This is a genomic window from Streptomyces sp. NPDC056161, assembly GCF_042268025.1.
Taxonomy (GTDB): Bacteria; Actinomycetota; Actinomycetes; order Streptomycetales; family Streptomycetaceae; genus Streptomyces.
In genome coordinates, this window is record NZ_JBHJUV010000014.1 from 176345 (window position 1) to 192252 (window position 15908).

The window sequence follows — 15908 nt, forward strand, 5'->3', positions numbered from 1 at the left end:
TTCGCGTCGCAACCGCTTTGTACCGCACGGGGATTCGCTTCGTCACGGGCACGCGCGCGTGGTCGCGTTCCCCCGATCGAAGGCCGTGCCACCGCCCCTCGGGGCCGCGTTGTTCATGGCAGCATGGTGAACCGGTTCGTACGGTGGCACTGGTTGTCCACAGCCTGTGGAGGCGGCGATGCGGTGGTTGGTGGGATGGAGCAGCGCCGCCGCGGGCGTCTTCGGGCCCGGCTCCGCGGGCGCCACCGGATACGACGGCGAGACCCTGCACCCGATCGGCTCCCAACTCCTGTGGGGCGACCCCGACCCGCTGTGGGCGGTCGGCGACTGGCGGCCCGACGAGGTGCGCGTGCTGAAGGCCGACGCGGAGAGCCGGATCGCCGTACTGGGCACCTGCGGGGCCTCCGACGAGGAACTGCGGCTCGGTCTGTTCACCGCGCGCGGGGGCGCACTGCGCCATCTGACCGCATGGCCGGGCGGTTACACCGCCGTCGTCAAGGTCGGCCGCCGCATCACCGTCTGCGGTGACCTTGCAGGCGCCCGCCCGGTGTTCCACACCCCCTGGGCGGGCGGTACCGCCTACGCCACCGCCGCCCTGCCGCTCGCCGACCTCATCGAGGCCAACCTCGACTTCGGCCACCTCGCGGCGCTGCTCGCGGCCCCGGACGTACCGGCCGCGCTGCACGACTCGACCCCGTACGAGGGCGTGCGCCGCGTACCGCCGGGGCATGCGCTGATCCTGCGCGCCGGTGCGCGCGAGGTCGCCGGGTACGAGCCGGTCGCCTCCCTTGCGGTGGCGGCGCCGCCCGCAGATCCGGACAGCGCCGTGGACGCCGTGCGCGACGCGCTCGTGGAGGCCGTACGCACCCGACTGGCCGCACCCCGGCACGTACCCGGCTCCGACATGGACCCCGGCCCCGTGCCCGGCATGGGGCCCGCCGAACGGCGTGCCGCGCGCGGAATGCCGGTACCGGGGATCGGCGCCGACCTGTCCGGCGGTCCCGCCTCCGGGACGCTCGCCCTGCTGGCGGCCGGCCTGCCGGGCAGACCGGGCACGCTCCTGGGACACGGCACGGGCGCGGGCGAGCGCCTGCTGGCCGTCACCTTCAACGACCTCGCCGTGGGCGGCCGGGAGGCCGAACTGGAACGGGCGGGGACCCTCGCGGCCAACCCGCGCCTGCACCACGTGGTGGTGACCGGCGGCGAGGAACTGCTCCCGTACGGCGACCTGGAAGGCCCGCTGACGGACGAGCCGGGGCCGTCCCTGGTGTCGGCCGCCCGGCACCGCGTGCGCCTGGCCGCGGGCAGCGCCGACCACTTCACCGGCTACGGCGCCCGGCAGGTCCTGGACGCGCACCCCGCGCGCCTCGCGGACCTGCTGATGGACCGCAAGCGGCGCCACCTGGTGCGCCCGGTCGCCGCGCTGGCCAAGGCGGACGGCTCGGTGCTGGTCCCCGCGCGCGTGTACAGCGCGGCGCGGCGACTGGCCCGGACGCCCTATCACGCGGGCGTGGAGACGCTCGCCGACCGCCTGCTGCGCCGCCGCTTCGAGGACCCCGGCGGCGCGGTCGGCGCCTCCCTCGCCGCGCTCACCTGGGCCAGACCGGGGCCGGCGGCCCGCTGGCTGACCGGAGAGGCGCTGGCTGAAGTATCGGTTCTCCTTCAGAGCGCGACGAACCGCTCGGGCGTCGGCCCCGGCCAGCGCCCCGGCGACTACCGCGCGCGTGCCGCCCTCGCCCGGCACGCCGCCGACCTGCGCGTCCTGGAACAGGCCGCCGAGGTCCGCTCCCAGCGCCTGCACGCACCCTTCCTCGACAACCAGGTCGTCCGCGCCTGCCGCGCCCTGCCCGAGGCCCTGCGCGTCCAGCCCGGCGCCCGCGCCGAGATCCTCCGTACGGTCCTGGAGGGCGCCGGCGTCACCGACCTCCCGCCCGGCTGGGGTGCCCCCTCCCACGCCTCCTCGGCCGCCGCCGCCCGCACCGGCCTGCGGGTCGCCGCGGACTCGCTGATCTCCCTCTTCACGGACCCGCTGCTCGCGGAGGCGGGCCTGATCGAGGCCCGGGTGGTGCGCAAGGCGCTGCGCGGCGCCGCAGCCGGCGAACAGCTGCCCCTGGACGGCCTCGCGGACCTGGTCTCCCTGGAGCTGTGGCTGCGCCGCCTCCTGGCCCGCCGCGGCACCTGCTGGACCGGCACACCGGCACGCGCGCGTGCGGTCCCGGCGGGCATAGCCCCCAGACGGGGAGCGCTGGCCTCCGGCGGCTGAACGGCTGCCGCCCGGGGCCGGCCGTTCAGGCCGCCGTACTCCGCCGACCGTGTAGGCCGTACTCCGCCGACCGTGTAGGCCGTACTCCGCCGACGGCGGCCCCCGTACAGCGACTCTTGTACAGCGGCTCTTGTACAGCGGCTCTCGTACGGCGGCTCTCGTACGGCGGCCCTCGTGAGGCGGCCCCCGGGATGTCGCAGCCCCTGGCCCGCCCTCCTCCGCGAAACCCCCGTGTCCCCGGTGGCGCCCCCGGCGACAATGGCCCGGTGCGGTACAGAATCCTGGGAGTGGCCCAAACGACGGACGAAGCGGGCGCCGCCGTGCCCGTCGGCGGCCCCCGGCTCCGTACGCTGCTCACCGCCCTCGCCCTGCGCCCCGGCCGCACCGTCACCTCCCAGACCCTCATCGCCGCGGTCTGGGCGGACGACCCGCCCCGGGACGCCACGGCCGCCCTCCAGGCGCTCGTCGGCCGCCTCCGCCGTGCCCTCGGCAGGCAGACCGTCACCTCCGTACCGGGCGGCTACCGCCTCGAAGCGGCCCGCGACGACATCGACCTGTTCGTCTTCGAACGGCTGGTGCGCGACGGCGTCGCCGCCCTGGAGACCGGCGCCCCGGCCGCCGCGTCGCACACCCTCACCCAAGCCCTCGCCCTCTGGCGCGGCCCCGCGCTCGCCGACCTTCCCGACCGCACCGCCGCCTCCCGGGCCGACGCCCTGCGCCTGGAGGCGGTCCGGGCCCGGACCGAGGCGGACCTGCGGCTCGGTCGCGCCCACGGCGTCGTACCGGAGCTGCGCGAGCTGACCGCGACCCATCCGTACGACGAGTCCCTGCACGCCCTCCTCGTCCGTGCCCTGCGCGACGCCGGCCGCGGCGGCGACGCCCTCGCCGCGTACGAGACGGCCCGCCGCACCCTCTCCGAGGGTCTCGGCACCGACCCCGGCCGGGAACTCCGAGAGCTGCACCGCACGTTGCTGACGCAGAGCCCGCCGACGCACGTACCGGTGCAGGCCGTGCCCGCCGCTTCCCTCGCGCCGCCCCCCGAGCGCGCCGGAAACATCCGCCCCCGACTGAATTCCTTCGTCGGCCGGGAACCCGAACTCGAAGCCGTTCGTTCGGAATTGCACAGGGCCCGCCTCGTCACCCTCACCGGACCGGGCGGCTCGGGAAAGACCCGTCTCGCCGAGGAAGCCGTCGTGGGGCTTCCGCAGGCGTGGCTGGTCGAGCTGGCCCCGCTCGACCAGCCGGAGGCGGTGCCCGGCGCGGTGGTCAGCGCGCTCGGTCTGCGCGAGACCGTGCTCATGACCAACGACCTGGTGACCCCGCAGAGCGACCCGGTCGCCCTGCTCGTCGAGTACTGCGCCCCGCGCAGCCAACTCCTGATCCTTGACAACTGCGAACACGTCATCGGCGCGGCCGCCGCCCTCGCCGAGACACTGCTCACCCGCTGCCCGGGGCTCACGATCCTCGCCACCAGCCGTGAACCCCTGGGCGTCCCCGGCGAGTCGGTGCGCCCGGTCGAACCCCTCACCCCCGAGCAGGCGCGCCGCCTCTTCGCGGAGCGCGCGACCGCCGTCCGTCCCGACGCGGCCGTCGTGCTCCGGGACGAGGACGCGGTCACCGAGATCTGCCGGCGTCTCGACGGCCTGCCCCTCGCCGTCGAACTCGCCGCCGCCCGGCTGCGGCTGCTCACCCCCCGGCAGATCGCCGACCGGCTCGACGACCGCTTCCGCCTCCTCACCTCCGGAAGCCGTACGGCCCTGCCCCGCCAGCAGACCCTGCGCGCGGTCGTCGACTGGTCCTGGGACCTGCTGGACGAGGCCGAGCGGACGACGCTGCGCGAGGTCTCGGTGTTCGCCGGCGGCTGGGACCTCGCGGCGGCCGAGGCCGTGTGCACCGGCCCCGCGGCCGACCTGATCGGGGCCCTCGTCGACAAGTCCCTGATCGTGGCCACCCCCGACGGCGCCCAGCCCCTCGGCCACCCGCCCGTCCCCAACGGCCCGCACGCCTACGGCACAGGCACAGGCGGTGGCGCAGGCATCGGCGCCGGTACGGGCGCAGACATCGGCACCGGCGGCATGCGCTACCGCATGCTGGAGACCATCCACGAGTACGCCGCCGAGCGCGCGGACGAGGCACCCGAGCAGCGTGCGGCGGCCGAACTGCGGCACTGCGCATGGGTGCGCGCCCTAGCCGAGCGGGCCGAGCCGCTGCTGCGCTCGGCGGAGCAACTGCCCTGGATCGGCCGCCTGGAGAGCGAGCACGACAACATCCGCGCGGCCCTGCGGCGTGCGGTGCGCGACGGCCGGGAGGAGGACGCCGGAGCGATCGTCGTCGCCATCGGCTGGTTCTGGTGGCTGCGCAACTACCGTCTGGAGGCCGTCGAATGGGTGCACCTCGTGCTCCGGCTGGGTGTCGCCCTGGACGCCGTGGCCGACGGTGCCCCGGCCGGCGAACTGCCCGGTCTCATCGAGCGCGCCGACCCGATGGGCGCCTTCCTCGCCGCCACCGACGGGCAGGCCCGGCATCCACGGCAGGCCCTGCGCATGGACCTGCGGATGCTGCACGCGTTCCTGGCCTTCGAGTCCGGCACCTCGGATCTCGCGACGGACCACCGGACCCCGGTCTACATCACCCGCGTGCGGGACGCCTTCCGGTACGGCGGTCCACGGGCGGCCCGGATGCCGGGCCTGGTGTGGCCGCTGGCCACGTACTTCCTGGACGATCCGGTCGAGGTCCGGCCGACGATGGACGCGGCGCTCGCCAACTGCCGTGCGTACGGCGGCGACTGGGAGGTCGGCGTCATCCTGATGTTCCGCACCCACATGGTCGTCGACTCGCCGGGCAACCTGCGGGGCGTCGACGACGACCTGGCGGAGCTGCGGATCCTCAGCCGTCGGGTGGGCGATCGCTGGATGCGCGCGCAGGTGTGCGGCGCGGCCGGGGAGGCGGCCCTGGCCCGCGGCCGGTTCGAGGAGGCCAGGAGCGAGTACGAGGAGGCGCTGCGGCTCGCCCGCGAGGTGGGCGCCTGGGCGGAGTCGCCGTTCCTCGTCTCCCGGCTCGCCGAGATCGCCTACCGCTCCGGCGACCGGGAGGGCGCCCTGGCCGCCCTGGACGAGGCGGGCGAGAGTGCCGAACGGTACGGGGTGGCGGACGCGCTGTCGATCACCCTGTTGCTCCGGGCCCACATCGCGCTGGACGACGGCGACGCCACCGGCGCGCGCGAACTGTGCGACACGGCGCGTGCGGGGGCGGTGCGTGGCACCCCGCCACCTCAGTTCACCAGCGCGCTGGGCGCCCTCGACGCCCTGATCACCGCAGCGGAGTCCGGGCCGGGGCAGGGCCTGCCCATCCTGGTCGGTGCCCTGCGGGAGGCGGTGGCGGAGCGATGCGCCGAGACGGTCACCGCGGGGCTCGCGGACATCGGGGCACAGCTGCTGGCCGACCTCGGTGACCTGCCGGGCGCACTCCGGCTGCTCGCCGCGGCCGACCACTGGCGGGTCGGCCGGCCGCGCCCCCTGCCGGAGCGGACACGGGCCGAGCGGATCGAGGCCGCCGCCCGGGAGAGCCTGCCCGCGGACCGCTGCACGGCCGAGCGCGCCCGCGGCGCCGCGCTCACCGCGGACGATGTCCTGGAACAGCTCAGCGGACAGCACACCACCACCGTGCGTTCTGCCCCGAGCGGCGGGTGAAGGCGTCCGCGCCCCGGCGGCGGGTGGACGCATTCCGCGCCCTGGCGGCAGGTCAACGCGTTCCCCCTGCCGTCAGGTGAACGTTTCCGCCGCCGTTCTCCCTACTGGCAGGTGAGCCTGGAGTCGGCCCAGTCCGCCAGCGCGAGGGCGTCGAGAGGGCCGCTGTGCGGTTCGACCACCAGCTGTACGGTCTTGTGTCCGGTCAGGTTCACGTGGACGGGGACGGCCGGGTCGCCGCCGGCGACCAGCCCGGACTTCCACAGCCGGACGCCGTCCGCGTAGACGGAGAAATAGACCTTGCCGATGCCGAGGGTCAGGTCGTCCACGCCGACCAGCGCGTCGTAGGCCGAGCACGTGCGGTTGAGGTCGATGGTGGCGGAGGACCTGCCGTGCACGGTCACGCCGTGCGCGTACGTCCGATCGGCGATGGACACGTCGGCCCGCTGCCACACCCAGCTGCTCCCGGCCAGCCGCATCTCCGGTTCGGTGCCGTCGCCGGTGATGTCGTAGCGCAGCTCGCTCCACTGGTAGACGGTCGGCGCGGGCGGCGGAGTGGGCGTGGGCGTGGGCGTGGGGGTGGGGGTGGGGGTGGGGGTCGGCGTGGGGGTCGGAGTCGGGGTGGGCGTGGGAGAGGGCGGCGGGGTCGGCTCGGGGCGCGGTCCGGGCGTCCGTGACGGGGTCGGTGACGGGGTGGGCGTCGGCGTCGGGACCGGCCGGGGAACGGAGACCGGCACCTTCGGCGCGGGTTTCGGCTCGGGTTTCGGCTCGGGTGGAGCGGGCGCCGGCGGTTCCGGCTGCACGACCGACGGGGACGGCGACGGCTTGGCCACCTCCTTCGCCGGCTGGCTGTTGTTCGTCAGCGCGAGCGCCACCGCGGCGACGGCCACCGCGACCACACCCGCCGCGATACCGGCCTTGATCGGCGCGCCCACCCCCTCCGAGGCCGCCGCGCCGCCGCCCGCGCTTCCGCCCGCGGAACCACCGCTCGTCGCCGCCGCGGCCGTACCCGCCGCGCCCACTCCGGCGCCACCGGCGAGAAGCCCGAGCGCCTTGGCGTACCCGGCGGCGCCGAACCAGCCGATGACCGCGACCGGGACGACGGCGGGGATACCGCTCGCCACCTCCTCGATCTGCGCGGCGGCCAGCCGGCACCTGGCGCACTCCTCCAGATGCTTGCGCAGCCCCCGCTCGGCGCGGATGCGCAGCTTGCGCCGGGCGTAGGTGCCGAGCTGGTCGGCATAACGGGCGCACCCCTCGTCGCCGACGAGAGCGGCGCTGACGTGGGCCTGGAGATAAGCCTGCTTGAGCCCTTCACGGGCACGGCTGGCGAGTACCCGCGTGCCGTTGGCGTCCAGACCGAACAGGGTGGCGACATCGCTGGGTGACTCGTCCTCCACCTCGGTGTGCCACAGGACCGCCTGCCAGCGCTCGGGCAGCGAGCGGAACGCCCGCATGGCCATGGACTGCTCGGCCTCGTGCAGGGCGCGCACATCGGCGCCGAGGTCCAGCGTGTCGTCGTCGGACACCTCGGACGTCCGCACGGCCTGCGCGGCGAACACCGCGAAGTCGTCGACCAGGTGCTCGCGCCGGGCCGAGTTCGACCAGTGCGCGGCGACCCGCCGGACGGAGGTGAGCAGATAGGCGCGTACGGCGTACTCGGGGCCGGAGCCGCCGCGCACCGCCTGGAGCATCCGGGCGAAGACCTCCGCGGTCAGGTCGTCCGCGGTGTGGGCGTCGCGGCAGCAGGTCCGGGCGTAGCGGCGCACCGCGTCGGCGTGCCTGCGGTACAGCTCCTCGTACGCGCTGTCGTCGCCCGAGCGCATCAGGGCGACGAGTTCCCCGTCGGCCGGCGGCAGCTCCCGCGGCGGCAGGACGCTGCCGTCGCGCTGCGCCGGGACGCTGCCCTCGCGCTGTGCCGGGACGCTGCCCTCCACCGGTCCGACTCGCCCGGGTCCTGACCGCTGGGCGTCCGCCCGGCCGCCCTGGCTCGGCACCTGCGGCGAGTCCGGCTCCGCCGATCCCGTGTCGCCCTCGCCGCGTGACTCGTCCAGCCCGTCAACGCTCATCGTGGAAAGCCCCCGCAGCCCGCCCGCCCCGACCCGATCACCGGGTCAGGGTGCCATATCGGCTTTTGTTCAGAACCCCTCGGTACGAGTCATCCACTCGTCCGAGCGGACTTGGCATCCCGTGGTACTGACGGCCACCCGCTCGGGGCAGACTCAACTGGCCCGCCCCGACCGGGACTTGACCGACCATAGCGCTCCGTTCCCCACCTCCCGTTCCCGCCCACCGCCGATGCCGTTCCCGCCCACCGGCCGCACCCGGACCACGACCGCAGCCCGCGCATCACCGTCCGTCACACGGCCACGACCGAGGCCCGCGTACCCCCGTCCATCACACGGCCACGACCGCACCCATCAACCGCGGGCCCTCACCTGGCCCGCAACCGAAGCCCCGTGCGCCGCCGCCCTTGTTACGGGCCGCGACCGCACCCCATGAACCGCCGGCCACGGGCTCACGACCGCGGCCCGTGCGCCGCCGCCCCTGCCACGGCCCACGACCGCACCCCGTGAATCACCGGCCAGTCGCACGAGCCACGACCGCACCTCATGAATCACTGACGTCACACAAGCCACAACCACAACCCGTGAATCACCGTCCCGTCACACGAGCCACAACCGCCCCCCCCACGAACCACCGGAGTCGCAGGGCCGGCGCCCGTACCCGGCGAAACCCTGCGAACCGTCAGCCGTCACGCGGCCCGCGCCCACACCTCGCGAACCACCGCCCCTCACGCACGCAGGCCGCGCCCGTACCCCGCGAACCCCCAACAACCCGCGAACCACGCCCCTCACGCGGGCCGCGACCGTAACCCGTCCAGCAGGATGTCCAGCAGCCGTGCGGAGGCCGCCGCCTGCTGGGCCGCGTCCGGCAGCGAGGGCGCGGCCGTCGCGATCACCAGCAGGACGTCCGACACCGACACGTCCGGCCGCAGCTCGCCCGCCGTGCGCGCCCGCTCCACGAGCTGGCCCACCACGTCGAGCAGCGCCGCCGCACCCGAGTCCTCGGCGACCGCCGGGTCCTCCGGCACCAGACGCAGCTCACCCGTGCCCGACTGGCTCCGCTGCTGCGGCACCCGTGCCTCGTCGGCCTCGGCAGTGGTCTCGTCCAGGACCCCGACCCGCAGCACGTGCGGCGGCAGCAGCCGCCCCGCGCCCGAGGCCACCGACGTGCGCAGGAACCGCGACAGTGCCGACCACGGCTCGTCCTCCTGCCCGAGCGCCGCCCGCGCCTGGTCGGTCAGCCGGGACGTCTCCTCGTCGGCTATCCGCCGGACCAGGACGTCCTTGCTGGGAAAGCGCCGGTACACCGTGCCGACGCCGACCCGCGCGCGCCGCGCCACGTCCTCCATCGGCGCGCCGTAGCCCAGCTCGCCGAAGACCTCGCGCGCCGCTCGCAGCACATGCTCCAGATTGCGCTGTGCGTCCACCCGCAGCGGAGCCGCCCGCTGCACGTCCGGCCGTGCGCCGCCCACCGCGGAGCCGCCCACCGCGGAGCCGGTCGCCGTGGAGCCGGTCGCCGCGCCCCCGGGCGCGACGGCTGATGAGGATGACCAATGATGCGTGTCCTGAATATGCATAGCGTTCCCCCGGTTAAATGACGTCTCCCCCCGGAGACTCCGCGCCACTGAATCCGGAGTGCTCGGAACCGCACTGTGGCACGACCGTGACCGCCCGTCGCGGCTCCGTTCGACCACATCCCCTACACCCCGTCGACACGAACATAGTTGAGAGGGGGTCAATTCAGAAGAGGGAGGTTCCGCACGGAGCGCCCCCCGATCGGAGTACGGCGCACATTCGTCCGGATTGCACACCCCCACGCCCTCCCGTACGCCCCCGCTGACCTGCCCGCTTTCGTTCCACGCCGAGGCCCGTGCCGAGCACGGACCCACAGAACCGCCGGTCACACAAATTGCCGGGGCTGTGGACAAACACCAGCGCCGGGTGCGTCATGGGATGGTGAAGGAACGTGCGCGCATTCTCGTTGTCGGCGGTGGCTACGTCGGGATGTACACCGCCCTGCGCCTGCAACAGAAGCTGAAACGGGAGCTCAGGCAGGGTGATGTCGAGATCACCGTCGTCACGCCCGACCCGTACATGACGTACCAGCCGTTCCTGCCGGAAGCAGCCGCCGGTTCGATTTCCCCTCGTCATGTCGTCGTACCGCTGCGTCGTGTCCTTGACCGGTGCCACGTCGTCGTCGGCGAGGTGACCGCCATCGACCACACGAGACGCACCGCGACCCTCACCACCCTCGCCACCGACGAAGAGGGCGACGGCGCCGACGAGATCGGCTACGACGAACTCGTCCTCGCCCCCGGCTCGGTCTCCCGCACCCTGCCCGTCCCCGGCCTCGCGGAGTACGGCATCGGCTTCAAGACCGTCGAGGAGGCCATCGGCCTGCGCAACCACGTGATCGAGCAGATGGACATCGCCTCCTCCACCCGCGACCCGGCCATCCGCGACGCCGCCCTCACCTTCGTCTTCGTGGGCGGCGGCTACGCCGGCGTAGAGGCGCTCGCCGAACTGGAGGACATGGCCCGCTACGCCGCGCGCTACTACCACAACGTCCGGCACGAGGACATGAAGTGGATCCTCGTCGAGGCCGCCGACCGCATCCTCCCCGAGGTCGGCGCGGAGATGGGCCGCTACGCCGTCACCGAACTGCGCCGCCGCAACATCCAGGTACTCCTGGAGACCCGTCTCGAATCCTGCGCGGGCCGCGTCGCGGTCCTCAGCGACGGCCAGCGCCTACCCACCCGTACGGTCGTCTGGACCGCCGGCGTCAAGCCGCACCCCGTCCTCGACGCCACCGATCTCCCCCGTACCGCGCGCGGGCGCCTGAAGTGCACCGCCCAGTTGACCGTCGACGGTGCCGAGCACGCGTGGGCCGCGGGCGACGCGGCGGCCGTCCCCGACGTCACCGCGGGCGAACCGGGCGCCCTGACCGCCCCCAACGCCCAGCACGCGGTCCGCCAGGCCAGGGTCCTCGGCGACAACATCGTCCACGCCCTGCGCGGCGAACCCCTGGAGACGTATGCCCACTCATACGCCGGGTCCGTCGCCTCCCTCGGACTGCACAAGGGCGTCGCCCAGATCTACGGACGCAGGCTGAAGGGCTACCCTGCGTGGTTCATGCACCGCGTCTACCACCTCAGCAGGGTGCCCACCTGGAACCGCAAAGCCCGCGTCCTCGCCGAATGGACCCTCTCCGGCCTCTTCAAACGGGAGATCGTCTCCCTCGGCTCGCTCGAACATCCCCGAGCCGAGTTCGAACTCGCGGCCGGTGGAAAGCTTCACCCCGACCCCTCGGACGACCCGAAGGGGTCGAACTGACCGGACTGAGGAACTCCACGGCCCGCCCCGGCGTCTGACGGATGCCGCCGCGGTCCGACACACTGCCAGACTGCCCCACGACCTCGGACGGGCACCCGCCCGTCCTCAGCACCCACGAGGCTTCTTCCCAAGTGAACTTCACGCGCTGGAGCGCCCGGCTCCCCGGAACGCAGCGCCGCGCGGCAGCGCGGACCGAACACGCGGTCTCCCCGGACCGGCGGGGGGAAGGCTCCGTGCCCGCGGCCCGTGCCGAACAACTGACTGATGAACCGGTCCCCCTGCCCGCCGTCGACGGACTCCCCGCCCGTGACGTCCTCGACCGCGTCCCGGCCCTCGTCGCCCTGGTGCACGGCACCGACCACCGCATCGCGTACGTCAACGACGCGTACGCCGCCGCGTTCGGCACCCGTCCGCTGGGCGAACCGGCCCGCGAAGCCCTCCCGGAGCTGGCCGAACTCGGCCTGCTGCCCCTCCTCGACCAGGTCCTGCGCAGCGGCAGGCCCCGCACGCTCAAGTCCCGCAAGGCCGTCGACGGCCGCTCCTACACGTTCACCTGCACCCCCGCCGCGGAGCACGGCGACGGCACCGGCGTCCTCGTGTTCGCCACCGACGTCACCGACCACGCCGAGGCCGCCGAACGCCTCCGCGCCAGCGAACGCCGGCAGCGCGAGACCGCGGTGACCCTGCAACGCTCACTCCTCCCACAGGAACTGGAGCAACCCGACGACCTGCGCATCGCCGCCACCTACCAGCCCGGCGGCACGGAGGCCGCGGTCGGCGGCGACTGGTACGACGTCATCACCCTGGGCGGCGGTCGCACGGCACTGGTGATCGGCGACGTGATGGGCCGAGGGGTGCGGGCGGCGGCGGTGATGGGCCAGCTGCGCACCGCGGTCCGGGCGTACGCCCGCCTCGACCTCCCCCCGCACGAGGTCCTCCAGCTCCTCGACGGCCTCGCCGCCGAGATCGACGCCAACCAGATCGCCACGTGCGTGTACGCCGTCCACGACCCGAACGAGGGCCGGCTGGTGTACGCCTCCGCGGGCCACCTCCCCATCCTGGTCCGCGACGAGAACGGCACCGTCCTGCGCACCGACGAACCGACCGGCCCGCCGCTCGGCACCGGCGGCTGGATCCACGCCTCCGGCTCGGTCCCACTGGGCCCCGGCTGCACGGCGGTCCTCTACACGGACGGTCTCGTCGAGCGCCGGGACGCGGACCTCGACGAGGGGATCGCGGCGCTCGAACACGCCCTGGCGGGCGCCATCGGCACCCCTCAGGTGATGTGCGACCGCCTGGTCCGTTCGGCCGGCGTCATGGCCGACCACGACGACGACGTCGCGGTCCTGGTCCTCCAGCACCCCGCCCGCACCGGCACCGACGGCGAACTCTTCCGCAACGCCGCCCTGGAACTCCTCGGCGGAGTCGAGGCGGCCCCACGCGCGCGTGCCTTCGCCTCCGGCGTCCTGACGAGCTGGCGCTTCCCCACCGACCTGCACGACCTGGGCGTCCTGGCGGCCAGCGAACTGGTCGCCAACTCCCTCCAGCACGGCACTCCGCCCATGCGGCTGCGGCTGCGCCGCACCGACCGCCGCCTCATCGTCGAGGTCACCGACGGAGACGACCACCTGCCCAGGCGCCGCCGTGCCGAACCGGGGGACGAGTCGGGCCGGGGCATCGCCATCGTGGCGACGATCGCCGCCAGCTGGGGAGCGCGCAGAACACCGGGCGGCGGAAAAGCCGTCTGGTGCGAGTTCGCGCTTCCCCGCCGCTGACCCGAAGCCGCCCCCGACCCGACCGGCCCCTTTCCCCGGCGGGCCCCCTTCCCCCGACGGGCCCCTTCACGTGACCGCCGCCTCGCCCGCCGCGGTCACGGACCTCACACTCCGGACCGACTGGACCGCGCCGAACCGCGCGGCGCGGCCCCCTGGGCCACCACCCTGCTCCTCGCGGCGAGCCACGGCCGGTCCTGGACCTCCGTGAGACTCCGCCCGAGCCGCACCGCGAGCACCGTGATCCCCAGGGAGAACAGCAGGAACGTCATGATGTACGGCCCGTGCAGCGCGGCCGCCATCGGCCCGCCCACCGCCGGACCGACCGCCAGCGCGAGCTGCTTGACCAGGGCGAAGGCCGAGTTGTACTGCCCGGCCATCCCCTCCGGCGCGAGATCGGCCACCAGCGGCGCGACGGTCGGCGACAGCATCGCCTCACCCAGCCCGAACAGGGCGTACGTCGAGACGAACGCGGCCGTGGCCGTCTCCTGGCTGCCGTGCCCCAGCCCCGCGTACCCGGCGGCGACCCAGGCCACGGCCCAGATCAGCCCCACGGCGGCGATCACCCGGGACCGCCTGCGCCGCTCCACGAACTTCAACACGGCGAACTGCGCCACCACGATCATCGCCGTGTTCGCGGCCAGCGCCGTGCCCAGCGCGGACGTGGACACCCCGGCGGCCTCCACGCCGTACGCGCTCAGCCCCGAGTCGAACTGCCCGTAGCAGGCGAAGAACAGCACGAAGCCCAGCACGCCCAGCTGCACCATCGCCCGGTTGCCCAGCAACTGCCGCCAGCTGCCCCGAGCCGACGGCTGCGACCCGTCACCGGCCGGCGACGAGTGCGGTATCCGCACCGTCGACAGCACCGCGGCCAGCAGCAGGAACATCGCCGCCTCGATCGCGAACAGCAGCGTGAACGACGACACGCGCGTGGTGTCGACGAGATGACCGCCGATGAGACCACCGACACCGAGCCCCAGGTTCTGGAGGAAGAACTGCGTCGCGAACGCCCGCGACCGCGTCTGCGCCGTCGAGCAGTCCACGATCATCGTGGCGAGCGCCGGCTGCATCACGGCCTGCCCGGCCCCGAGCGCGGTCGCGGCGGCCACTACGGCCGTCGCCTCAGCCGCGAGACCCAGGCCCATCGCCCCGAGCGCGGCCACGACCAGGGCGCCGAGCAACACCGGCAGCGGACCACGCCGCACGATCGCCCGACCGGCGAACGGCAGCACGATCAACGCGGCCACGGCGAAGACGGCGAGAACCGTCCCCGCCGTCATGGCACCGAGCCCCCGCACCTGCGCCACGTAGACGTACAGGTAGGGGACGGTGAAGCCGAGCCCGAACGCGCTGAGTGCGTTGCCCACGTGTATCCGGCGCATCGCTGCGCCCATCGCCCTGGTCACGTTCACCTCTCTCAAGTCGTAGGGCCGGTCAGCACGGGCCCAGTACTCAGAACTGAAGACTTCGAAGATAAATTTCAAAGGTAAACACTACACCTCCAAGGACTTTAAGACCAAGCGTCATCGTGCGATACTGCGGACCATGGGCGACCACCCCGACACCCCCGACGCAGCCGGCCCGGCCATCGGCAACGAGCCGAGCCTCGACGAGCAGATAGCGGCCTACCAGCGCGAGTTCCGCGACCTGGACCCCCAGGTCGAGAAGGTGGTCTCGGCGCTGTCCCGCCTGAACCGCCGGATGAACGTCGCCTACGGCCGCCAGACCGCCGCCCTCGGCATCAGCAACGCGGAGTGGGAGGTACTGAAGGCCCTGGTCCTCGCCGGTACCCCCTACCAACTGGGCCCCAGCGATCTCGCCAAACGACTCGGCCTGACCCCGGCCGCCATGACCCATCGCATCGACCGGATGGTGGCGGAGGGCCTGGTCACCCGGGAGCGGGACGAGCAGAACCGCGTCCGGGTCATCGTGGAGCTGACCCACGAGGGTCGCGAGAAGTGGCTGGAAGCCATGCACCTCGCCTCGGTCTTCGAGGCCGACCTGCTCCAGGACCTCTCGGCCGAGGAGCGGGGCCTGCTGGGCGAGGTCCTGACCCGTCTCCTGCGCAGGGTGGAGCACGCCCAGCCGGACGCGGGCGGACGCCTCAGCGACCTCGATTAAAAGATCTTGACAGAGGGGTGTTGACAGCCCCTCGCCGGACTCGTAAAGTTCTGCGGGTTGTCGCGTGGCCGTAACGGTCCAGCGACAACACTCCCGCCGCGTCAGCGGCACTCAAACCACCAGCACGATCTCCCGAACGGGTCGATTTCGGCGTCCCCGAATTCAATTCGCTCCGTTTCCGGGGACTCGGCATGCTCCACTCGGGACGCAAACCCCGATTGGGAATCGCCGAGAGGATCCGCTAAGGTTTGAAACGTCGGAACGGCCCAACAGCCGGGAAGACAAACCCCTCTGACGGGGAATCAGACGCCGAAAGGATCTGATAGAGTCGGAACCGCCGGAAAGGGAAACGCGAGAGCGGGACCCCGGAAAGCACCGAGGAAATCGGATCGAGAAAAGGTCTGATAGAGTCGGAAACACCGAAGGGAAGCGCCCGGAGGAAAGCCCGAGAGGGTGAGTACGAAGGAAGCGTCCGTTCCTTGAGAACTCAACAGCGTGCCAAAAGTCAACGCCAGATATGTTGATACCCCGTCTCCGGCCGATATTGGTTGGGGCGAGGTTCCTTTGAAATAAAACACAGCGAGGATGCTGTGTGCGAGGGGATTATTCCTCCTCTTGCACCGCTCTCGTGGTGTTGCACCGGATGACCGGTAAACATTCACGGAGA

8 protein-coding genes are annotated in these 15908 nt (G+C 73.2%); 5 read left to right on the forward strand and 3 right to left on the reverse strand.

Annotation, left to right across the window (positions count from 1 at the left end; genetic code table 11):
• Nucleotides 1-178 precede the first annotated feature (178 nt).
• Both ACFC09_RS15850 and ACFC09_RS15855 read left to right on the forward strand, forming a co-directional pair.
• A complete protein-coding gene (locus tag ACFC09_RS15850) occupies nucleotides 179-2263 on the forward strand; it encodes an asparagine synthase-related protein (RefSeq protein ID WP_376527980.1) in 2085 nt (694 codons plus the stop codon).
• 266 nt (nucleotides 2264-2529) lie between these two features.
• Complete coding sequence (locus ACFC09_RS15855) at nucleotides 2530-5952, forward strand: BTAD domain-containing putative transcriptional regulator (RefSeq protein WP_376527982.1); 3423 nt, start codon at nucleotides 2530-2532, stop codon at nucleotides 5950-5952.
• A 101-nt stretch (nucleotides 5953-6053) separates the two neighbouring features.
• Here ACFC09_RS15855 and ACFC09_RS15860 read toward each other — a convergent pair whose 3' ends face one another.
• Together ACFC09_RS15860 and ACFC09_RS15865 are read right to left on the reverse strand one after the other, a co-directional pair.
• Nucleotides 6054-8018: a sigma-70 family RNA polymerase sigma factor gene (locus ACFC09_RS15860; protein WP_376527985.1), complete on the reverse strand. Its 1965-nt coding sequence runs from the start codon at nucleotides 8016-8018 to the stop codon at nucleotides 6054-6056.
• 785 nt (nucleotides 8019-8803) lie between these two features.
• Nucleotides 8804-9592: a TetR/AcrR family transcriptional regulator gene (locus tag ACFC09_RS15865; protein ID WP_376527987.1), complete on the reverse strand. Its 789-nt coding sequence runs from the start codon at nucleotides 9590-9592 to the stop codon at nucleotides 8804-8806.
• A gap of 376 nt (nucleotides 9593-9968) precedes the next feature.
• On the opposite strand from ACFC09_RS15865, the gene ACFC09_RS15870 reads away from it, so the two are divergent.
• The gene (locus ACFC09_RS15870; protein WP_376527990.1) at nucleotides 9969-11348 is read left to right on the forward strand and encodes an NAD(P)/FAD-dependent oxidoreductase; all 1380 of its coding nucleotides are present in this window, start codon (nucleotides 9969-9971) and stop codon (nucleotides 11346-11348) included.
• Nucleotides 11349-11479: 131 nt separating this feature from the next.
• Entirely contained in the window at nucleotides 11480-13123 is a 1644-nt protein-coding gene (locus ACFC09_RS15875) for a SpoIIE family protein phosphatase (RefSeq protein ID WP_376527993.1), read from the forward strand.
• A 104-nt stretch (nucleotides 13124-13227) separates the two neighbouring features.
• Here the strand turns inward: ACFC09_RS15875 and ACFC09_RS15880 are convergent, their stop codons facing one another.
• On the reverse strand, nucleotides 13228-14526 hold the full coding sequence (locus tag ACFC09_RS15880; RefSeq protein ID WP_376527996.1) for an MFS transporter: 1299 nt from the start codon (nucleotides 14524-14526) through the stop codon (nucleotides 13228-13230).
• 139 nt (nucleotides 14527-14665) lie between these two features.
• Here ACFC09_RS15880 and ACFC09_RS15885 point away from each other — a divergent pair, with 139 nt between their 5' ends.
• On the forward strand, nucleotides 14666-15241 hold the full coding sequence (locus ACFC09_RS15885; RefSeq protein WP_376527999.1) for a MarR family winged helix-turn-helix transcriptional regulator: 576 nt from the start codon (nucleotides 14666-14668) through the stop codon (nucleotides 15239-15241).
• Nucleotides 15242-15908 lie beyond the last annotated feature (667 nt).